19 protein-coding genes are annotated in these 20,314 nt (G+C 72.6%); 11 read left to right on the top strand and 8 right to left on the bottom strand.

Annotated features, from left to right (window positions below; genetic code table 11):
• Positions 1-4 precede the first annotated feature (4 nt).
• The 3 genes from ABIC30_RS17915 to ABIC30_RS17905 all read left to right on the top strand — a co-directional run bounded on the left by ABIC30_RS17915 (position 5) and on the right by ABIC30_RS17905 (position 2,398).
• Positions 5-688, top strand: coding sequence for a DUF1214 domain-containing protein (locus ABIC30_RS17915; protein ID WP_020093686.1), 684 nt, complete (start codon positions 5-7; stop codon positions 686-688).
• Positions 676-1,335, top strand: coding sequence for a DUF1254 domain-containing protein (locus ABIC30_RS17910; protein WP_107351944.1), 660 nt, complete (start codon positions 676-678; stop codon positions 1,333-1,335). Before ABIC30_RS17915 ends, ABIC30_RS17910 begins: the two co-directional genes overlap by 13 nt.
• 97 nt (positions 1,336-1,432) lie before the next feature.
• The gene (locus ABIC30_RS17905) at positions 1,433-2,398 is read left to right on the top strand and encodes a PLP-dependent cysteine synthase family protein (RefSeq protein ID WP_354455864.1); all 966 of its coding nucleotides are present in this window, start codon (positions 1,433-1,435) and stop codon (positions 2,396-2,398) included.
• Between the two features lie 67 nt (positions 2,399-2,465).
• On the opposite strand, the gene ABIC30_RS17900 is transcribed toward ABIC30_RS17905, so the two are convergent.
• Complete coding sequence (locus ABIC30_RS17900; RefSeq protein ID WP_354455863.1) at positions 2,466-3,293, bottom strand: hypothetical protein; 828 nt, start codon at positions 3,291-3,293, stop codon at positions 2,466-2,468.
• 53 nt (positions 3,294-3,346) lie between these two features.
• A complete protein-coding gene (locus ABIC30_RS17895) occupies positions 3,347-3,559 on the bottom strand; it encodes a hypothetical protein (protein ID WP_056525564.1) in 213 nt (70 codons plus the stop codon).
• Positions 3,560-3,995: 436 nt separating this feature from the next.
• Between ABIC30_RS17895 and ABIC30_RS17890 the strand changes: the two genes are divergently transcribed.
• Both ABIC30_RS17890 and gshB read left to right on the top strand, forming a co-directional pair.
• On the top strand, positions 3,996-4,289 hold the full coding sequence (locus ABIC30_RS17890; protein ID WP_020093681.1) for a hypothetical protein: 294 nt from the start codon (positions 3,996-3,998) through the stop codon (positions 4,287-4,289).
• Positions 4,290-4,335: 46 nt separating this feature from the next.
• Positions 4,336-5,292, top strand: a complete 957-nt coding sequence (gene gshB, locus ABIC30_RS17885) for a glutathione synthase (protein ID WP_354455862.1) — start codon at positions 4,336-4,338, stop codon at positions 5,290-5,292.
• A 10-nt stretch (positions 5,293-5,302) separates the two neighbouring features.
• Here gshB and ABIC30_RS17880 read toward each other — a convergent pair whose 3' ends face one another.
• Positions 5,303-6,838 (bottom strand): cation:proton antiporter, encoded by a 1,536-nt coding sequence (locus ABIC30_RS17880; protein ID WP_020093679.1) that lies wholly within the window; start codon positions 6,836-6,838, stop codon positions 5,303-5,305.
• Between the two features lie 57 nt (positions 6,839-6,895).
• A complete protein-coding gene (locus ABIC30_RS17875) occupies positions 6,896-8,341 on the bottom strand; it encodes a carbohydrate porin (protein WP_354455861.1) in 1,446 nt (481 codons plus the stop codon).
• A 122-nt stretch (positions 8,342-8,463) separates the two neighbouring features.
• Here ABIC30_RS17875 and ABIC30_RS17870 point away from each other — a divergent pair, with 122 nt between their 5' ends.
• Positions 8,464-10,062, top strand: coding sequence for a gamma-glutamyltransferase family protein (locus ABIC30_RS17870; RefSeq protein ID WP_354455860.1), 1,599 nt, complete (start codon positions 8,464-8,466; stop codon positions 10,060-10,062).
• Positions 10,063-10,218: 156 nt separating this feature from the next.
• Here the strand turns inward: ABIC30_RS17870 and ABIC30_RS17865 are convergent, their stop codons facing one another.
• The 3 genes from ABIC30_RS17865 to ABIC30_RS17855 all read right to left on the bottom strand — a co-directional run bounded on the left by ABIC30_RS17865 (position 10,219) and on the right by ABIC30_RS17855 (position 12,974).
• Positions 10,219-11,076, bottom strand: a complete 858-nt coding sequence (locus ABIC30_RS17865; protein ID WP_354455859.1) for a class I SAM-dependent methyltransferase — start codon at positions 11,074-11,076, stop codon at positions 10,219-10,221.
• An 11-nt stretch (positions 11,077-11,087) separates the two neighbouring features.
• Complete coding sequence (locus ABIC30_RS17860; protein ID WP_103985409.1) at positions 11,088-11,597, bottom strand: OsmC family protein; 510 nt, start codon at positions 11,595-11,597, stop codon at positions 11,088-11,090.
• A gap of 258 nt (positions 11,598-11,855) precedes the next feature.
• Positions 11,856-12,974 (bottom strand): aminotransferase class I/II-fold pyridoxal phosphate-dependent enzyme, encoded by a 1,119-nt coding sequence (locus tag ABIC30_RS17855; protein ID WP_091979469.1) that lies wholly within the window; start codon positions 12,972-12,974, stop codon positions 11,856-11,858.
• A gap of 90 nt (positions 12,975-13,064) precedes the next feature.
• Here ABIC30_RS17855 and ABIC30_RS17850 point away from each other — a divergent pair, with 90 nt between their 5' ends.
• From ABIC30_RS17850 to ABIC30_RS17840, 3 genes are all read left to right on the top strand, one after another.
• Complete coding sequence (locus tag ABIC30_RS17850; RefSeq protein WP_354455858.1) at positions 13,065-14,330, top strand: adenosylmethionine--8-amino-7-oxononanoate transaminase; 1,266 nt, start codon at positions 13,065-13,067, stop codon at positions 14,328-14,330.
• Between the two features lie 134 nt (positions 14,331-14,464).
• Positions 14,465-14,854 carry a response regulator gene (locus tag ABIC30_RS17845; RefSeq protein WP_020093672.1) on the top strand — a complete coding sequence of 130 codons (390 nt, stop codon included), beginning with the start codon at positions 14,465-14,467 and terminating at the stop codon, positions 14,852-14,854.
• 135 nt (positions 14,855-14,989) lie between these two features.
• Positions 14,990-15,562: a MarR family winged helix-turn-helix transcriptional regulator gene (locus tag ABIC30_RS17840; protein ID WP_244539976.1), complete on the top strand. Its 573-nt coding sequence runs from the start codon at positions 14,990-14,992 to the stop codon at positions 15,560-15,562.
• A gap of 9 nt (positions 15,563-15,571) precedes the next feature.
• On the opposite strand, the gene zigA is transcribed toward ABIC30_RS17840, so the two are convergent.
• The gene (zigA, locus tag ABIC30_RS17835; protein WP_354455857.1) at positions 15,572-16,792 is read right to left on the bottom strand and encodes a zinc metallochaperone GTPase ZigA; all 1,221 of its coding nucleotides are present in this window, start codon (positions 16,790-16,792) and stop codon (positions 15,572-15,574) included.
• Positions 16,793-16,977: 185 nt separating this feature from the next.
• Here zigA and ABIC30_RS17830 point away from each other — a divergent pair, with 185 nt between their 5' ends.
• Positions 16,978-19,122, top strand: a complete 2,145-nt coding sequence (locus ABIC30_RS17830) for a TonB-dependent receptor (protein ID WP_354455856.1) — start codon at positions 16,978-16,980, stop codon at positions 19,120-19,122.
• Positions 19,123-19,327: 205 nt separating this feature from the next.
• The gene (locus ABIC30_RS17825) at positions 19,328-20,314 is read left to right on the top strand and encodes a helix-turn-helix domain-containing protein (RefSeq protein ID WP_354455855.1); all 987 of its coding nucleotides are present in this window, start codon (positions 19,328-19,330) and stop codon (positions 20,312-20,314) included.

Raw genomic sequence — 20,314 nt, 5'->3', positions numbered from 1 at the left:
GCGCATGAAGCTCACGATCCCCGAGGCGCTCGGCCGGACCTCCGTGTTCGCCGGCGCCCCACGCAACGGCGCTGCGCGCTTCGTCTTGCGCCTCTGGCGCAAGAGCTCGATCGCCGGCCTCGCCGCCTACACCCTGGCGCTGGGCGCCGTCCTGGGACTCGCCAGCGCCGACTGGGCCACGAGCGGCGGCTACCCGTTCGGCGGCGTGCAGGTCGGAGCCTGGACCGCGTGGCCGCGGGCCGGCGCGGCGAATGCCGATCCCTACACCCGCGCCGTCAACGCGCGCCGCGGCGAGATCCCTCTGGCGGTCGGTGAGGGCCTGCTTCTGACCGCGGCGGTCGACGATTCCGGTCAGGCGCTCGACGCGACCTGCACGTACCGGATCGGCGGCGCGACGCCGCCCGCCCGCGCCTGGACCGTCACGGTCGCCGGGCGCGGCGCGCGCGAACCCGGCCGCGCGCCGCTGCGCGAGGGCTTCACCTCCACGGAAGTGCTGCGCACGGCCGACGGGCGCTTCACGATCACGCTCGCGCCGGATGTCCAGCCGGGCAACTGGCTCCCGAGCCCGCGGGCGAGCGGGCCGGTCCGCCTCGCCCTGCGCCTGTACGATACGCCGGTCGCCGCCAGCGTCGGGTCCCTCGACCGAAGTGCCGTGCCGGCCATCACCCGCGTGGGGTGCGCCCCGTGAGCCTGCGCTTCGTCTACGCCACGCTGATCGGCCTCGTGCTCGCCGGGATCGTCCACATCGCGGCGGTCCTGGCGATCCCCGCCCTGTCGGAGGCCGACGCGGTCTCGCGCGCCCGCACCAGCGAGAACCTGGACCATCCGCAATCGATCTACGCGGTCGCGACCGGCGACGACCCCTCCCCGCCCGAGGCGTGGCTGCCGATCCCGGATCCGGCGGTCGCCGTGGGCGTCTGCGCCTACAACCTCGCGGACGGGCCCATGCGCGTCTCGGCCCGCACCGGTCCGCTGTCGCTCTCGCTCGCCGCGCATGCCCGCCGCGGGGCGTTCTACGCGGTGACCGATCAGGCCGCGGTCCGCGGGGCCCTGGATCTCGTGATCCTGACCCGGGCGCAGTACGACGAGGCGCTGGCCGACGACGACGAGAACGATCCGAGCCGCGACGTGCGCATCGTCGCGCCCGACGCGCGCGGCTTCGTGGTGGTGCGGGTGATCGCCGGTCTCCCGAGCCAGAGGCCCGCCGCCAACGCCGCCGTCCAGGCCGTCTCCTGCACCACCGACACGCCGACGGACGATGCGTCCGCGGGCAAGGACACGCCCGGCAAGGACGCGTCGGGCAAGGATGCGTCGGGCAAGGGAGCGGGACGCTGAGCGAGGACGCCGCACGGGTCCGCGGCGCCGGTCGGCCGGTGCTGAGCCCCCGCGGCCCCGCGTTCTCCCGGATGACGGCGCCGGCCCCGCCGACGCGATGACCGCAGCCGCCGCGACGATGCCGTCCTCGGCCGCCGGGATCACGCGATCCGCCCTCGATCTGATCGGCAACACGCCGCTCGTCGCCCTCGACCGCGTCCATCCCGGTCCGGGCCGCATCCTCGCGAAGGCCGAGTTCATGCAGCCCGGCGGCAGCGTCAAGGACCGCGCCGCCCGCGCCATCCTGCTGGCCGCGCGCGCGGACGGCCGCCTCGCCGCGGGGGCGCCCGTGGTGGAGATGACCAGCGGCAACATGGGGGCCGGCCTCGCGGTGGCCTGCGCGGCCCTGGGGCACCCGCTCGTGGTCACGATGTCGGCCGGGAACAGTCTCCAGCGCGTGCGGATGCTCGAGGCGCTCGGTGCCGAGGTCGTGCGGGTGCCGCAGGTGGACGGCGTCCCGGGGCAGGTCACCGGCGCCGACGTGCGGGCGGCCGCGGACGCGGCGGAGCGCGTCGCGACCGAGCGGGGCGGCTTCTACATCGACCAGTTCCATGCGCCGGAGGGCGTGCGCGCGCATCGCGACACGACCGGACCGGAGATCTGGGCGCAATCGTCCGGCCGGGTCGATGCCTGGGTGGCGGCCGTGGGCACGGGCGCGACCTTCCTCGGCGTGGCCGCGGCCCTGCGCGCGCGCAACCCGTCCCTGATCTGCGCCGCGGTCGAGCCGGCGGGCTGTCAGCCCCTCGGCGGATCGCCGGTCACGAAGCACCGGCACCTGATCCAGGGCACCGGCTATGGCAGCGTCCCGCCGCACTGGACGGCCGGCCTGATGGACCTGTCCATCCCGGTGACCGACGCGGCGACCGAGGAGTGGCGGCGGGCCCTGGCGACGCGGGAGGGCCTGCATGTCGGCTACTCGGCGGCGGCCAACGTCGCGGCGACGGTCGCGCTGCTGTCGTCCGGGCGCCTCCCCAGCGACGCGACCGCCGTGACCGTCCTCTGCGACACCGGACTGAAGTACTAGGGCCGGCGGAGTCCGGCCTCCGGCCATCCGCGCGGCACGGCCTTCATCCCGGGGCGGCCTCGAGCGCTCAGTATTTGACCACCAGCGGTTCCGCCTGCGCGACCGGTGGGGGCGGCAGCGGAAGCGGCCCGAGGCCGCACCGGGCCGCGGCGTCCGGCGGCAGGAGCGGGTCGAGCAGGTTGCGGCGCGCGGCCAGCATCAGGATGGACCGCTCGGCCGAGACCGATTCCGGCGCCGGCGCGGCCGCGAACAGGTGCTCCAGCGCGAACCGGTAGCGGGCGAGCCGCAGGCCGGCCTCGAAGCGCACCCAGGCGATCAGGCAGCGGTTCTCGGCGACCCGCTGGACGGCATCCCGCACGGCGGCGTCGTCGAGGGTCTTGGCGAAGGGCAGGCTGCGCAGGCGAGCGGCATCCGCGTCGATGACGCGGGCGGCCAGCGCCACGAAGAGCGGGATCAGCCGGGCATCGGCGGTCGCGTCGTCGCTGAGCTTCCGGTAGCGGGAGACCGGGGAGCGGGACGGCTCCGCCGTCAGAGCCTCGTAATAGGCGCCGACTTCCTCGTAGCGCCACGTCGGCGGGAGTGCGTGGGCGCTGGCGAGGCCGAGCACCGTGTCCTGGAAGGCCGTGAAGTTGCTGGCCGGCGCGACGAACCGCCATGCGCGGTCGCGCAGGGTCAGTTCGTCGTCGGTGAGGCCGGAATCGAGCAGGAGGCGCCCGCGATCCCGGGTGCTGAAGCTGCCCGTCGTGTCGATGAGCCCGTTCCAGACCCCCGTGCGCGGCCGGCCGAAATCGCCGCTCTGGGTGCAGGCCGCGAGCAGGGCGAGCGCGGCGCCGGCGGGGGCGAGGCGCAGCGCGGTGCGCGCGCGGTCGGGCTGCCGGCGATCCGGGGCTGACATGGGAGAACCGTCGGTGGTGTCGCGCGGCCGGGGTGACATGCGCGGGGACGTCCTCAGGACGCGAGGCGCTCGTAGCGCACGCCGAGGAACAGGAGGATCTCGCCGCGCCGCTCGCCGGAGCGCGGGATCCGGCAGGTCCGCCGCGACTCCGCGCCCGGGAACGGGATCAGGGTGGCGGACGGGGCCTGGGCGGCTCTGCGTGCCGGATCGGCGGCGGGCTTCGACGAACGGGCTTCGCCGGTCTCCAGCGGCTTGATGAGGGTCATGGTCTCCGGCTCCTGTCGGCGGTCCGAGCATCTGGCCCGGGCCCTTCGGAGGGCGTCGGCAAGGGCTACCGAAACAATCCAGCACGACGTGGTTAACGGAGTCTTTCCGGGCCCCGGCCGGGAATCTCGGTGCTGGCAGGAGTTGGCGCGTGAATTGCTTGGGTGTTCGCGCCCATGGCGGGCGTTTCCTCCCTTCGACTTGAGGCCCTGTCCGATCCGGACGGGGCCTTCTTATGTGCGGACGGCCCGCCGGGCGGCGGCGCTGTGCGACCCGCGCGCCACACCGCGGCGAAGCGTGGCCGCGACGTTGCCGCGCGGAACCCGTCGGGACCCTCGGCGCTTGCCTACCGCCCGGCCCGACCGATATGCCGGGCACGGGCGATGGCGGGACCGCCGTGTCGGCTCTCCGCCCGATCGAGATTGAGGACACCGCTGAATGCGACTGGTTCCGGAACGATCCCTGCGCGCCTTCCGCCGCCGCGGCTTGGCTACTGCGGCGCTGGCGCTGTTCGCGCTGACCGCCGGCCCCGCCTACGCCCAGCGGGAGGATCAGGGCCTGCAGCTCGGCTGCGCGAACGACTATTTCCGCCTCTGCGCGGGCGTCGATCCGAACAGCCAGGACGCGGATCGCTGCATGATGCGCAACCGCAAGCGCCTGTCCCCGGAATGCCGGGCGGCGATCGGCGACTACGACAAGCGCACGGGCAGTAAGTCCCTGTCCGACGATTGAGACGGGACCCGGTCGAGTTGCCCGCCGTTGGCGAGGGGCGTTTGGTATGAGCCTGACCGTCGCGGTCCAGATGGACCCGATCCAGAATATCCGGATCGCGGGTGACACCACCTTCGCCCTGCTGCTGGAGGCCCAGCGGCGGGGGCACGCGCTCGTCTACTACACGCCCGACCGGCTCTCGATGCAGGGCCGTCGCGTGACGGCCCGCGTCGAGCGGCTGAGAGTGCAGGACGTCGAGGGCGCGCACTTCACCCTGGCGCCGCCGGAGCGGATCGACCTCGCCGAGGCGGACGTGGTGCTGATGCGCCAGGACCCGCCCTTCGACATGGCCTACATCACGGCCACCCACATGCTCGAGCGGATCCATCCGGAGACCCTCGTGGTCAACGATCCCTTCGAGGTGCGCAACGCGCCCGAGAAGCTGTTCGTCCTCGACTTCCCCGAGCTGATGCCGCCGACGCTGATCAGCCGCGACAAGGCGGAGATCGAGGCCTTCCGGCTGGAGCACGGGACCGTGGCGATGAAGCCGCTGCACGGGCACGGCGGCGCGGCCGTGTTCAAGGTCACCGAGAAAGACCCGAATTTCGGCTCGATGTTCGACCTGTTCGCCACGACCTTCCGGGAGGCCTGGGTCGTGCAGCGCTACCTCGACCGGGTCACCGAGGGCGACAAGCGCATCATCCTGGTCGACGGCGTCCCGATGGGGGCGGTCAACCGCGTCCCGGCCGCGAACGACATCCGCTCCAACATGGTCCGCGGCGGCGCCGCCTCCGCCTCCGAGCTGACCGACCGCGAGCGCGAGATCTGCGCCACGATCGGCCCGGAACTGGCGCGGCGGGGCCTGATCCTGGTGGGCATCGACGTGATCGACGGGCACCTCACTGAGATCAACGTCACCTCCCCCACCGGCATCCGGGCGATCCAGCGACTCGGGGGCCCCGACCTGTCGGTCGCGGTCTGGGACGCGATCGAGGCCCGGGTGGCGGCCCGCAAGGGCGTCTGACGGGGCGCGCTCAGGTCTCCGCGCGCGGGGTCGCGCTGAGTTCGGCCCAGTCGAATTCCTCCTCCAGCAGGTAGTAGGCGTCGTCGCCGATCCGCCCCTGGCGGCGCAGGGCGAGCACCGCGTCGCGGGCGGCCTCGACGGCGCGCCGCCGCGCGGCATCCGCCGGCAGGCTCTCCGGCGCCAAGCCCTCGTCATGCGCCTCGGCCTCCGCGAGGGCCGCGCGGAACTCGGCGCGCAGGGCGTCGGTCGCCGGCTCGTTCTCGGCGTCGGCGAGGCTCTCAAGGGCGGCCTCGTAGGCCGCCGCGCGGGCCCGACCGGTCTCCCGGCCCACCGGATCATCGTCCTCCAGCCGCAGACGGGCGAGCAGCGGCCGCAGGGTCAGGCCCTGGATAATCAGGGTGCCGAGCACCGTGACGAAGGCGGTGACCACCACGAGATCCCGGTGCGGGAACTCGGCAGGCAGCGCCAGGGCGGCCGCCACGGTGACGATCCCGCGCATGCCCGCCCACGACAGGGCGATCCCAGGGCCCAGCCGCGCCGGGGCGCCGGCCTGCCGGAGGCCGAACCCGCGGATCCCTGTGGTCGGCATCACCCAGGCGAGGCGGGTCAGGACCACGGTGGCGAAGGTCGCGCCCGCGAGGATCAGCGCCTGCCACGCGTCCGCGCCGCTCAACCGATCCCGGATCGGGTCGATCTGGATGCCGATCAGCACGAAGGCCAGGACGTTGAGCACGAACACTGCCGTGTCCCAGACTGCGTAGGAGATCACCCGGGCGCGGGGCGCGGTGACGCCGGGTGCCCGGCGGGCGACCGTCACCGCGAAGGTCACGATGGTCAGGACCCCCGACAGCTCCAGCCGCTCCGCGGCGAGCCAGATCCCGAAGGCGGCGACGAACTGGAGCACGATCGCGCTCGCCGGATCGGTCACGCGCCGGGTCACGGCCACGAACAGCAGGCCGAGGCAGGGGCCGACGACGAGGCTCGCGACCACGCCCAGGAGGAAGGCCGGCGCCACCTCCGCCGGGTGGAAGGTGCCGGCCATCGCGGCCGTCACGCCGAGTCGGTAGATCAGCAGTGAGGCCGCGTCGTTGAGCAGGCTCTCGCCGCGTAGGATCGTGGCGAGCCGGTGCGGCATCGGCGCGTGCTTGAGCACCGCCAGCGCCGCCACGGCGTCGGGCGGCGCGACCACGGCGCCGAGCACGATGCAGGCGGAGAGCGGCATGTCCGGCACGACGAGCCGCGCCACGACCGCGACCGCGACGGTCGTCACCGCTACGGCCCCGACCGCGAGCCCGAGCACCGCGCGCCAGTTCTCCTTCAGGTCCCGCACCGAGGCATCGAACCCGGCATCGAGCAGGACCGGGGCCAGGAACAGGGCGAGCGCCAGTTCGGGATCGAGCCGCAGGTTCGGGACGCCGGGCACGAAGGCGAGGCCGACGCCGCCCAGCGCCAGGAAGGCGGGATACGGCGCACCGAGCCGGCGCGCGACGCCGGCCAGGAGGACGGCGCCGAACAGGACGCCGACGACCCACTCGAAAATCAACATGCTGCTGAAAGAGGCGGAGGCCCGGGAGCGTTCCGGGTGCCGCGGTCGCAGGCCGGCTCAGTACTGCACGGTCGCGCGCAGGCCGAGCACCGCCGCGTTGCGCAGCCGGCGCCCGTCCGGACCGGCGATTCCGGCACCCGGCCGGATGACGTACTGCGCGTCGGGCTGCACCGTGAAGCCCGGCACGACCACCGCCTGGTAGGTCGCCTCGATCACCGCCTCGGCGCGGCGGCGCGGCATCGGCATCCCGGTGTAGAGGATCGTGTCCCGGTCGGCCCGCTGGGCGTCGTCGCCGATGCGGGCGTAGGCGAAGCTGAGTCCGATGGTGTCGTCGTCGCGCCCCTCGAACAGGCCCTTGTAGGCGAGGCCGGTATCCACGTAGGCGTCGATCAGGCTCGAACGCGTGGGCGACCACGCCGCGCGCACGAAGAAGCCCAGGCCCTCGTCGTCCTTGCCGGATTCCCGGTAGAGGGTCTGGTCGTAGATCGCGTAGAGGCCGGCATTGCCGCGCACCGGCCGGCCGATCCCGGTGGCGTTCGGGTCGGCCAGCGGCACGCCGGTGATGTCGAAGCGCAGGCTGTCGAACCGGCCGAAATGCTGCCAGCCGCCGAGGGTGATGTCCCCGGGCAATCCCCGGGCGCCGGGCGCGATGTTGTACGCGTAGGTGGCCTCGGCGATGACCAGGGCCGGATCGCGCAGGCGGAAATTCGTGCCCGTCCGGTCGAGGCGCTGCGCCTCCGGATCCCGACCGGGGCGGTTCGCGCCGGCCGGATCGCCGTCGTAGAGGCCGACCTGCAGGGAGAAGCCGTTGCCCGGCACGTACTTGGCCCGGATCGCCGGCGCCGCGAGCGGGTAGGCCGGGCCGCCGCTCGGCAGGTCGAGCCCGGTGATGGCCGGCCAGCCGAAGGTCGAGTTCACGAACAGGGTCGCGGTCTGGCTGACGAAGAACTCGGTATCGGCGGCCTGCTGGCCGATCCGGATCCCGAGCTTTCCGTCCATCAGGCTCTGGTCGAGCCAGAGAACGTAGAGCCGCGTCGACGGCAGCGCCTCGATGACACTCGTCGTGAGCAGGTTGCCGACATAGTAGCGCGACAGGCCGGTGCCGTGGATGAAGTAGGCGTTGGCGTGGACCGTCGCGCCCTGCCAGCCCGCGAGCCGGTCGAGGTCGAGGTTGAGGCGCAGGTTGAGGCGGTCCTCGACGATCGCGCCCTGCCGCAGGCCGCCGACCGGGTTGCCGAGCACGTCGACGATGTAGGTCAGGCTGTACTCGATGCCCCGCTCCTTCAGGACCGGGCGGATCCCCAGCGGATCGCCGAGCGGGCCGAGCGAGGGTTCGACCGAGCGGACGTAGCCGCCGGAGGCCTGGCTGGTGGTCTCCGGCTGGGAGACCGAGACGCGCGGATCGGCGCCCGCGCCCTCGAAGACCGAGGGCACGTGCTGCTGGGCCGCGGCGGGCACGGCCGAGAGGGCCAGGGCAAACGAGGCTATGAGCTTCCGGACCATGGGCCGCTAGTCGGCGACAGTACGGGCCGCAGAATAGCACGGCGTGCTGGTCGAACACGCTCGACCTTTGCAGGAGCCGCGCGCTCGCCTAACCGTGCGGCCGGTACACCACAGGACCGTCGATGCCCGAGACCCCCGTCTTCACGTCCGCCGCCGTCGCCGCGCCCCACAGCCTCGCCGCCCAGGCGGGGCAGACCGTCCTGGCGCAGGGCGGCAACGCCATCGAGGCGATGGTGGCGATGGCCGCCTCCATCGCGGTGGTCTACCCGCACATGAACGGCATCGGCGGCGACGGCTTCTGGCTCGTGCGCGAGCGCGGCGGGCGGGTGCGCGGCATCGAGGCCTGCGGTCCGGCCGGGCGCCTCGCCACGATCCCGCGCTATCGCGAGAAGGGCTACGACGCGATCCCCGCCCGCGGCCCCGACGCGATGGTGACGGTCGCGGGCGCGGTGAGCGGTTGGCGCCTCGCCCTGGAGCTGGCGCGGGCGCTGGGCGGCCGCCTCCCGCTGGAGACCCTGCTGGCCGACGCGATCGCGCAGGCGCGGGCCGGCGTCCCGGTCTCCCCGTCGGAGGCGCGCTACGTGCCCCAGGAACTCGACACCCTCCACGACGCCCCGAACTTCGCGCGGACGTTCCTGAAGGACGGCAAGCCGTTCCCGGCCGGCGAGACCCGGAGCCTCCCGCTGCTCGCCGCCACCCTGGAGCAGCTCGCCCATGCGGGCCTCGGCGACTTCTACCGCGGCGATATCGGCCGGGAGATCGCCGCCGACCTGGAGCGCCTCGGCGCGCCGGTCACCCGGGCGGATCTGGAATCCTTCGCGGCGGTCGAGCGGGCGCCCCTGTCGATCCGCCGCCGCGACGCGACGCTCTACAACTTCCCGCCGCCGACCCAGGGGCTCGCGGCGCTCCTGATCCTCGGGATCTTCGACCGTCTCAACATCGTCGAGCCCGAGACCACGGCCCATTACCACGGGCTGATCGAGGCGACGAAGCGGGCCTTCGCGATCCGCGACCGGGTGGTCACCGATTTCGCCCGCCTGCGGCACGATCCCGCCACCTTCCTGACCCCGGACCGGCTCGCCCGCGAGGCCGCGCTCGTCGACATGGGCCGCGCCGCCCGGGTGCCCCTGCCCGATCCCGGTCACGGCGACACGGTCTGGATGGGCGCCATCGACAAGGACGGCCTCGCCGTCTCCTACATCCAGTCGGTCTACTGGGAGTACGGCTCCGGCACGGTCCTGCCCGCCACCGGCATCTGCTGGCAGAACCGGGGCATGTCGTTCTCGCTCGACCCGAAGGCCGTGAATCCCCTGGAGCCGGGCCGGCGCCCGTTCCATACGCTGATCCCGGCGCTCGCCGCCTTCGACGACGGGCGCGTGATGAGCTACGGCAGCATGGGCGGCGACGGGCAGCCGCAGTTCCAGGCCCAGATCTTCACCCGCTACGCCGATTACGGGATGTCGGTGGCGGACGCGGTCGACGCGCCGCGCCTGCTCTACGGGCGCACCTGGGGCGCGCCCTCCCTCAGCGTGAAGGTGGAGGATCGGTTCGATCCGGCCTGCATCGCGTCCCTGGGCCGACTCGGCCACGAGATCGAGGAACTCGGCGGCTCCTACATCGACTCGCTCGGCCATGCCGGCATGCTGGTCCGCCATCCCCGGAACGGGCGGATCGAGGCGACCCACGACCCGCGCTCGGACGGCGGCGCGCTGGGTCTCTGATACCGTTTCCGATCGACCCTTCGGCGGCCGTCGCGCCCTTCGTCATCACGCGCGCAGCGCAGTGACCCAGGGCAGCGGGACGCCCCGGATCGTCGCGCGGGCTGGATCGCTTCGCTCCGCTCGCGAAGACGGTGAGATCGAGCAGCGGCGCGGAACCTATCCCGCCTGGATGAGCCAGCAGGCGGCGCGCAGGCGCACGGCGCCGCCCGCCGCGTGCCGCCGGAGGGCCTCCGCCACGGCCGCCTCGGCGCGCGCCCGGAGATCCGGCGCGGCCTCGCGGACGAGATGGGAACTCGGCCCGAGGTTCAGGGCGACGTGGGTGGCCGCCGCGACCGCCGCCGCGTCGGTCTCGCCCTGCCCGAGGACGATGTCCCGGTCGAGGGCATCGCAGGTGACGGCGTCGAACCCGGCGCTGCGCAGGAGCGCGACGAGCGGGTCGGCGTCGGCGAAGCGGAACGGACCCGGCGTGTCGGGCTGCGGCGGCGGCGGCACCTCCGGCAGGAGCGGCAGCACCGCGTCGCGCGGCACGCCGACCCACAGGTTCTCGGCGAGGGGCCGCCAGCACAGGAAGGTCATCCGGCCGCCCGGCCGAAGCATCCGGCGCACGTTGGCGAAGGCGCGGGCGGAATCCGCGAAGAACATCACGCCGAACCGCGACACGACGTGGTCGAACCGGCCGAGATCGGCCGTCTCGACATCGGCCTCGACGAACTGGAGCGACGCGCTCCCGGGGGGCTCCGCCTCGGCGCGCTCCCGCCCCACGGCGAGGAGCGGCGCCGAGATGTCGGCGCCCGCCACGCTCCCGGCGGGCCCGACCCGGCGCGCGGCATCCAGGGTCGTGGCGCCCGCGCCGCAGCCGATGTCGAGCACCGTCTCGCCCGGGGCGAGCCCCGCGCGGGCGAAGAGCGCCTCCGTCAGCGGGACGAACATCGCGTCGAGGACGGCCTGATTGCGCGCCCAGCGCGTCCCGACCTCGCCGTTCCAGTACTCGGCCTGGGTGATGCCGCCCGCCATGGTGCGCTCCGTCAGGCGGTCGTCGCGGCGACCGACAGGTCCGGCTTGTGGTTGAGGGTCTGGAACACGACGCAGTAGCGCTCGGTCAGCTTCAGGAGCTGCGCGAGCTTGTCCTCCGGCGCATCGGTGTCGAGCTCGAAGAACAGGCGGATGTTGCGGAAGCCCACCGGCGCCTCCTTGTCGACCCCGAGGGTGCCGCGGAAATCGAGGTCGCCCTCGGCGCTGACCGTGCCGGCGCGCAGCGGGATCTCCAGGGCGGTCGCCACCGCCTTGAGCGTCACGCCCGCGCAGGCGACCAGCGCCTCCAGCAGCATGTCGCCCGAGCACAGCTCCGCGCCCGAGCCGCCCGTGGCCGGGTGCAGCCCGGCCTCCGCGATGGCGCGGCCCGTCTCGACCTTGCAGGCGATCTTGGTGTCGTCCAGCGTGCCCCTGGCCTTCAAGGTGATGACCGCCGCGTCCGGCGCGGTGCGGTACTTGTCCTTGATCGGAGCCTGGAGGGCTCGCAGCGCGGTGGCGTCCATGGCGTCGTCCTCTCGATGATGTCGCCCGACCTCGGGCGGCCGGATCGGGTTCTCGGTGCGCGAAACGCCTTAGCAGGTTGTCGCGACGCCCTCACCGTCTTTGCGAGCGCAGCGAAGCAATCCAGCGTGGCGCCACGATCCCAGGGGTCGTGCCGCCCTGCCCAGCTTCGCTGCGCTCGCAGAGACGAAGGGTGTCCGCAGCCGCGTGTTGGGCCCGCAGATATGAGAATCGGCGCGATCACCGAGAAGCGCCCGCGCTCAACCGATCAGGGCGGCCACGGCCTCCGCGAGGGCGTCGACCTGGGCCTCGTCGTGGGCGGCCGAGAAGGCGACCCGCAGCCGCGCGGTGCCGGCCGGCACGGTCGGCGGGCGGATCGCCACCACGAGGTAGCCCTGCGCCTCCAACGCCGCCGAGATGTCGAGCGCCGCCTGCGCCTCGCCGACCAGGACCGGCACGACCGCGCTCTCGGCCTCCGGCAGGCCCAGGCGGGCGGTGAAGCGCCGGGCGAGGGCGAGCGGACGGGCCCGGCGCTCGGGCTCCGCCTCCAGGATCGCCAGCGCCTCCAGGGCCGCGGCGGCCGAGGCCGGTGGCAGGCCGGTGGTGTAGACGAAGCTGCGGGCACGGCTCGTCATCAGGTCGATGACCGGGCGCGAGGCGCAGAGATAGCCGCCGTACGAGCCGAGCGCCTTCGAAAGGGTGCCCATCTCCAGGGGCGCCCGCGGTCCGTCCTCGACCACGCCGATGCCGTGGGCGTCGTCCACCAGCGTCCAGGCGTCGAAGGATTCGGCGATGCCCAGGATGTCGCCGAGAGGCGCCCGGTCGCCGTCCATGCTGAACACGCGCTCGGTCAGCACGAGGGCGCGCCCGTGGTGCGGCCGGTGCTCGGCGAGCCGCGCCGCGAGGTCGCCGGGATCGTTGTGGCGGAAGGTCAGGACCCGCGCGCCCGAGAGCCGCGCGCCCGCCCACATGCAGGCGTGGGACAGCTCGTCGAGCAGGACGAGGTCGCCCCGCCCGGCGAGCGCCGGGGTGATGCCGAGATTGGCGAGGTAGCCGCTGCCGAAGACCAGGGCGGCCTCCGTGCCCTTGTGGCGCGCGAGGCCGGTTTCCAGGGCGCCGAGATAGGGGTGGTCGCCGGTCACGAGCCGCGACCCGCCCGCCCCCGCGCCGTGGCTCGCGACCGCGGCCTGGGCCGCCGCGATCACCCGCGGGTGATGCGAGAGGCCGAGATAGTCGTTGCACGAGAAGGAGACGAGCGCCCGTCCCCGCCGCGCCGCCGCGGCGCCGGCGCCGCGCTCCGTCGGCACCAGCTTGCGGCGCAGGCTGCCGGCCTCGAGGGCGTCGAGTTTCCCGGTGGCGAAGGCGTCGAGGCTGTCCATGGAGACGGGGATGGGCGGTGCCGCGCGGACAATGTCAAGCGGCGGGTGCCGGTCCTTGACCCCCGTCCGAGGCCACATCATGCCAGGCGCATGACCCTCGCAACGCCCGCAGGCCATCTCTGGCGGCCCTACACGCAGATGCGCCGCGCGGCGCCGCCCCTGGAGGCGGTCGCGACCCAGGGCACCCGCATCCGCCTCGCCGACGGGCGCGAGCTCGTGGACGGCATCGCCTCCTGGTGGACCGCGGTGCACGGCTACAATCACCCGCACATAGCGGGCGCGGTGGCCGACCAGCTCGCGCGCATGCCCCACGTGATGTTCGGCGGCCTCACCCACGCGCCGGCGGAAGCCCTGGCCCGGCGGCTCGCCGCCCTGCTGCCGGGCGATCTCGACCACGTCTTCCTCAGCGATTCGGGCTCGGTCGCCGTGGAGGTCGCGCTCAAGATGGCGGCGCAGATGTGGATCAACCGCGGCGTGAGCGGGCGGACGAAGGTCCTCGCGTTCCGCGGCGGCTACCACGGCGACACGATGGGGGCGATGTCGGTCTGCGACCCCGAGGAGGGCATGCACCGCCGCTTCGGGGCCTACCTGCCGGGCCAGATTTTCTGCGACCTGCCGCGCAGCGGGGCCGAGACCGCGGCGCTCGACGCGGCCCTGGCGGCCCATCGCGACACCCTGGCGGCGGTGATCGTCGAGCCGCTGGTGCAGGGGGCCGGCGGGATGCGGACCCACCCGCCGGAGGTGCTGGCGACGGTCGCCGGGCTGGCGTGCCGCCACGGGCTGCCGCTCATCGCCGACGAGATCTTCACCGGCTTCGGGCGCACCGGCAGCCTGTTCGCCAGCGAGCAGGCGGGGATCGTGCCCGACATCCTGTGCCTGTCGAAGGCGCTCACGGGCGGCACGATGGCGCTCGCCGCCACGATCGCCCGCACGGAGGTGTTCGCGGCGTTCTGGTCCGAGGATCCGGCGGCGGCGCTGATGCACGGCCCGACCTTCATGGCCAACCCCCTCGCCTGCGCGGCGGCCAATGCCAGCCTCGACCTGTTCGAGACCGAGCCGCGCCTGTCCCAGGCCCGCGCCATCGCGGAGCGCCTCGCCGCGGGGCTGGAGCCTCTGCGGCGGGTGCCCGGCGTGGCGGATGTCCGGGTCCTCGGAGCCATCGGCGCGGTCCAGTTCGCGCGGGCGCCCGATCTGGCCGTCCTGAAGGCGGAACTGCTCGCCCGCGGCGTCTGGGTGCGGCCCTTCGGCGACATCGTCTACCTCACCCCCGCGCTCACGATCGGCGCGGCGGATCTCGACCGGCTCATCGAGGCCGTCGCCGGGGTGGTGACCGAGCTGGCGCCGGCATCGACATGAGGCCCGCGCGTTCCACTTTCCCGTGACGAGCCCCCGTGCCGGCCTGCAACCCGGGACCGTTTCTGCCGTTGGGCCTACGGCTGGAGATGCGTGCGGCGGCCCGCGCGGCCGGGTGCTGCCGAAGGGAGTACACAGTGGCGAGCGAGCAGACGGGTTCGAGCGGCGATCGGCCGGTAATCCTCCTCGTCGAGGACGAGGCGCTGACGATCATGGACCTCGGGGACGTGTTGGAGGAAGGCGGCTACGACACCGTCCAGTGCGCCTCGGCCGAGCGGGCGCTCAGCATCCTGCAGGCGCGCCCGGACATCTGCGGGCTGGTCACGGACGTGCAGCTCTCGGGCAAGACCGACGGCTTCGACCTCGCGAGCTCCGTGGCCGAGGCGCGGCCGCAACTGCCGATCCTGATCGTGTCCGGGCGCGCGGCCCCGGACCCGGCCCGCATGCCCGAGCATGCCGAGTTCATCGCCCGTCCCTGCACCGGCGAGGACATCCTGGACCGTCTCCAGCGTCTCATGCACTGCTGAGCGGGCCTCCGCGCCAGCCCCGTCATCGCATCGTCACCGGTCGGCGCCACAGGGACCTGGGCGGCCGCTTGATGGGGGTGGACGGTGCAGATTCAGGATCGTCCGGCGGCCGCCGGCTCTAATTCGGGCGCTCCGGTGGGCGACAAGCAGAAGCGCGATCATCAGGACGAGGCCGCGTTGCTCGGCCTCCCGTCCAAGAAGCTGAGGCCACCCGGCGTGCGCAGCGTCGGCTGGGCGCTGGTGCAGGCGGCGCGCCTGCACCGGGCACGGACCGGCGACCGTCTGGCCAAGCTCGGCCTGTTCGCCGGCCAGGAGCAGGTGGTGCAGGCGCTCGCCGCGGCCGGCACGATGACGATGGGCGATCTCGCCGCCCTGCTGCGCGTCCGGCCGCCCACCGCCTCCAAGACCGTCACGCGGCTCGCGGCCCTCGGCATCGTCGAGCGCCGGGCCGAATCGGGCGATGGCCGCGTGGTGCGGGTCCAGCTCACGGAGACCGGCAGGGCCAAGGCCGAGGCCATCGAGCGGATCCAGGAGGAGGTCGAGGCCGAGTTGCTCGACCACCTCGACAAGACCGACCGCCGCCGCCTCCGGAAGCTCCTGCGGAAGGCGGCCCGCGGCCTCGCGGAGGCGGCCGGCGCATCCGGTCAGACGACCGAGGCGGATGCCGAGATCGAGGCCGAGGACGAGGCGGAAGCGTTGGCGACCTGACCGTCGCCCTCAGGCCGCGCGGCGCCAGGCCGGGAACGGGTCCGGCAGGCCGCGATAGGGCGCGGGATCGAACGGCGCCCGGTCCGCGCCGGTCTCGAGCAGGCAGGCGTCCAGCGCTGCCGTGAGCGCCGCGGCGTCCATGCCGGTGCCGATGAAGACCAGCTCCTGGCGCCGGTCGCCCCAGACCTCGCTCCAGACGTCCCGGAGCCGCGCCTGGAACTCGGGCGCCTCCGGCCAGCGCCGCCGCGGCACGGCCGACCACCAGAACCCCATCGCCGAGACCCGGGCCACAGCGCCCGCCAGGGAGAACTCGCCGACCCAGTCCGGCCGGGTCGCGAGCCAGAAATGGCCCTTCGCGCGGATCAGACCCGGCCACGTGGCGTTGACGAAGGCGTTGAAGCGCTCCGGGTCGAAGGGCCGCCGGGCTCGGTAGACGAAGGAGGCGATGCCGTACTCCTCGGTCTCCGGCACGTGCGCGTGGGCGCCGTAGAGCTCCTTGAACCAGAGCGGGTGCTGCTGCGCCTTCTCCTCGTCGAAGAGGCCGGTGTCGAGGATCTCGGCGAGCGGCGCGCGCCCGTGATCGGTCTCGAGGATGCGGGCATCGGCGTTCAGGCCGCGCACGACGGAGCGCACCAGCGCGAGGTGCTCGGCCGGCACGTCGCGCGCCTTGTTGATGACCACCACGTCGGCGAACTCGATCTGCTCCACGAGCAGGTCCACGAGCGTACGCGTGTCCTCGGCGCCCGCCGTCTCGCCGCGCTCGCGCAGGAAGGCCGCCGAGCCGTAATCCTTCAGCAGGTTCACGGCGTCGACCACCGTGACCATCGTGTCGAGCCGGGCGAGATCCGACAGGGAGCGGCCGGCCTCGTCGCGGAACGAGAAGGTCGAGGCGACCGGCAGCGGCTCGGCGATGCCGGTCCCCTCGATCAGCAGGTAGTCAAACCGCCCCGTCTCCGACAGCCGCCGGACCTCGGCGAGCAGGTCGTCGCGCAGGGTGCAGCAGATGCAGCCGTTGGTCATCTCGACGAGCGTCTCGTCGGTCCGGGACAGGTCGGCGCCCCCGGCGCGGACCAGATCCGCGTCGATGTTCACCTCGCTCATGTCGTTGACGATCACCGCGACGCGGCGGCCGTCGCGATTGGTGAGCACGTGATTGAGAAGTGTCGTCTTCCCGGCCCCGAGGAAGCCGGACAGGACGGTGACGGGAAGGCGGGTGTCGCGCTGAGTCATGACGCGATCAAAATGTTATAACGTTTCAAAGTCAACCGGCGTCTTGAGCTTGTGCGGGCGCGCCGCCCGGATCGCTGTTGCAACGATGTAACGTTTCTCGGCCGTGTCCGACACCGGCGGGATTAACGCTTGCACCGGACCGAGGCACCGCAACAATGAAACGATATAACACTGTGTGAGTCTCGATGCTTCCCTCGCGCCGCTTCGGCTTCCTCGCCAGCACGGTCCTGTCCTCGACCGTCTGCGCCGGCCTCCTCACGCCCTCCGCCGCGCGGGCGCAGCAGGCCGTCGCCCTCGACGAGATCAGCGTCACCAGCCCGAGCCCGATCCAGCCGTCGCGCGGCGCGGTCGCGGCGGACGCGGCGGTGCCGATCGGCGTCCTGCCGGTGGCGACCAACACGTTCTCACCGGTGACGGTGGTGACCCAGGACCAGATCGCGCGCGACCAGCCCCGGACCCTGGGCGACGCCCTGTTCGACCGTCCGGGCATCTCGGGCACGACCTACGCGCCGGGTGCGGCCTCGCGACCGATCATCCGCGGCCTCGACAATGCCCGGGTGCGGATCCAGGAGAACGGCATCGTCAACGGCGGCGTGTCCGACCTCGGCGAGGATCACGCCGTGCCGGTGAACCCGCTGGTCTCCGACCGGATCGAGGTGATCCGCGGTCCCGCGACCCTGCGCTACGGCTCGGGGGCCATCGGCGGCGTCGTCTCGGCCGACAACAACCGGGTCCCGACCTTCATCCCGGCGAACGGGGTGCAGGGGCAGGTCACCAGCGGCTTCTCCAGCGTGGATAACGGCCGGCTCGGGGCCGCCACGGTGGACGCCGGCGGCGACGGCATCGCGGTCCACGCCGACGGCTTCAAGACCGCCAACGACAGCTACGCGATCCCCGGCGGGATCCAGCGCAACTCGTACAACGAGTCGCAGGGCGGCGCGGTCGGCATCTCGGCGATCGGCGACCGCGGCTTCGTGGGCATCTCCTTCAGCCACTACGACGCGGTCTACGCGATCCCCGGCGGCGTGGCCGAGCAGGACCGGACCCGCCTGACCCCGAACCAGGACCGGGTCCTGTCGCGGGGCGAGTACCGTCCGCTCGACGGGCCCTTCGAGGTGATCCGCTACTGGGCGGGCTACTCGGTCTACCGCCACAACGAGGTCGGGATCGGCGACGACGGGATCGAGGGCGTCCAGGCGATCTTCAAGAACCGCGAGGCCGAGGGACGCCTGGAACTCCAGCACGTCCCGGTCATCACGGAGTTCGGCAGGCTCACCGGCGCTCTGGGCTTCCAGTCGGACCGGCGCGTGATCAACACGCAACTCGAATCGTTCCTGCCGAAGACGGAGTCGCGCGCGAACGCGGTCTACCTCTTCGAGGAGCTGGAACTGCGCCCGGGCACGCGGCTGCAGGCGGCCGGGCGCTACGAGGTCGACCGGCTCTCGAGCACGGCGGCGCAGTTCCCCGCCGACTACGTGCCGGTCGACGGACAGGAGCCGTTCCAGTACGCGCGCACCCGGCGCTTCGCCCCGAAGAGCGCCAGCATCGGCGCCCTGCAGGACCTGCCTTACGGCTTCGTGGCGAGCCTCACCGGCTCCTACGTCGAGCGCGGGCCCACGGGCTATGAGCTGTTCTCGCAGGGCCCGCACGACGCCACCGCGACCTTCGAGATCGGCAACCCGAACCTCAAGAAGGAGCGAGCCCGGACCGTCGAGGCCAGCATCCGGCGGGCCGAGGGGCCCTTCCGTCTGGACGCCACCGGCTACTTCACCCGCTACACCGGCTTCATCTACCGGAACTACACGGGTCTGACCTGCGACGACGACTTCGCCTCCTGCGGCGTCGGCACCGACAACCGGCAGATCGTCTACCAGCAGCAGAACGCGACCTTCTACGGCGCCGAGATCATCGGCCAGTACGACCTCGTGCCGGTGGGCAACGGCTTCGCCGGCGTCGAGGCGCAGTTCGACTTCGTCCGCGCCCAGTTCGACAACGGCGCGAACGTGCCGCGCATCCCGCCCTACCGGCTCGGCGGCGGCGTCTACCTGCGGGCCGACGGATGGTTCGCGCGGGTGAACCTGCTCCACGCCTTCAGCCACGACGCCACGGCGGTGTACGAGACGCCGACCACCGGCTACGACGACCTGCGCGCCGAGCTGAGCTACACCAAGGCCGTCGATCCCGCGGTCTACGGGGCGAGCGCGATCACCCTCGGCCTCCAGGGCCGCAACCTCCTGAACGACGATATCCGCAACTCGACCTCGTTCAAGAAGGACGAGATCCTGCTGCCGGGGCGGAACGTGCGGCTGTTCCTGACGGCGCGGTTCTAGGGTCGGACATCAGGCCGCGTGATCGTGATGATGCTCGAGAGGGATGGATCATCGCCGGTCCGCTTCCGGACGGCGCTGTTTGGCCGGGCGCCGCTGCTCCGCCGCTTGTCCCCCGTCTACCTGTTGTGAAGGTAGATTATATACAATAAACGCCGGGGTTCCCGATCTTCGCCACCGGGTGGCGACAGGGGTGCCCAGGCGGCGGATGCAACCGTTTTTCTCGACAGATGGGATTCATCCCAGAAACGCGGTCCGCCAATGGCGGGAACTGGTCTGCGAGCGGCTCGTGCCTGCCGAGATCGAGACGCCGGACGGTCTCCCGTTCCAGGGACGGCTGGACGTGACGTGTATCGGCGCGATGCCGATCTCGCATTTCTGGCACACAACCGTGCGGACCAGAATCACGGACGCCGAAGCGCGACGCCGCGGGAACCCCGATCGGGTTTTCGTGCTCCTGAAGCTGTCCGGACGGGATACAATCCAGCAGCTTGACCGGGAGGCGAAGACCAAGCCGGGCGACCTCATCTTGCTCGACTCGAGTTCATCCGTGATGGAGGCGGAGACCGGCGACTCCTTGGTCATCGATCTGCCGCGCCAGCGTTTCGAGACCGTTCTGGGCCCGTCCCGGCTCTACACCGCGCTCACGGCCGCAGCGGACCTCGCCTCGACGACCCTGACGGGCTCGTACCTTCAGGAACTCGTCCGGGTCAGCGATCGCCTCACCCCTGACGCGGCCGAGCGCATGGCATCGATCGGCGTCGACCTGATCGTGGCGAGTCTCGCCGAACGGATGGCGCAGGAGGTACCCCGTTCCGTCCACGGCAACGTCACGGTCCAGCGCGCCAAGGCCTATGTCGAGGCGAACCTGAGCGATCCGAACCTGGACCCGCCCCGGCTCGCCGCCGCGATGGGCGTGTCGTTGCGGCGGCTGCAGGAGCTGTTTCATGAGCGCGGCCGGCACATCTCCGACTACATCTGGGGACGCAGACTGGAGGTGGCAGCCAAGCGCCTGACCGACCCGGCCTGCGCCACCCTGTCGATCGGCCTGTTGGCTTATGGCTGCGGCTTCAGCAGCCAGGCGCATTTCGCGCGCCGCTTCAAGGATCGCTACGACGCGAGCCCCCGTGAATACCGACAGGCGCACAGGCCGGACGTGGAGGTATCTGCGTCCGCCTCCGGGCTGTCGTCCTGA

The organism is Methylobacterium sp. 1030, assembly GCF_040544715.1.
Taxonomy (GTDB): domain Bacteria; phylum Pseudomonadota; class Alphaproteobacteria; order Rhizobiales; family Beijerinckiaceae; genus Methylobacterium.
The sequence above is the reverse complement of the archived record's forward strand: the minus strand, read 5'-3'. Positions and strand labels throughout refer to the sequence as shown.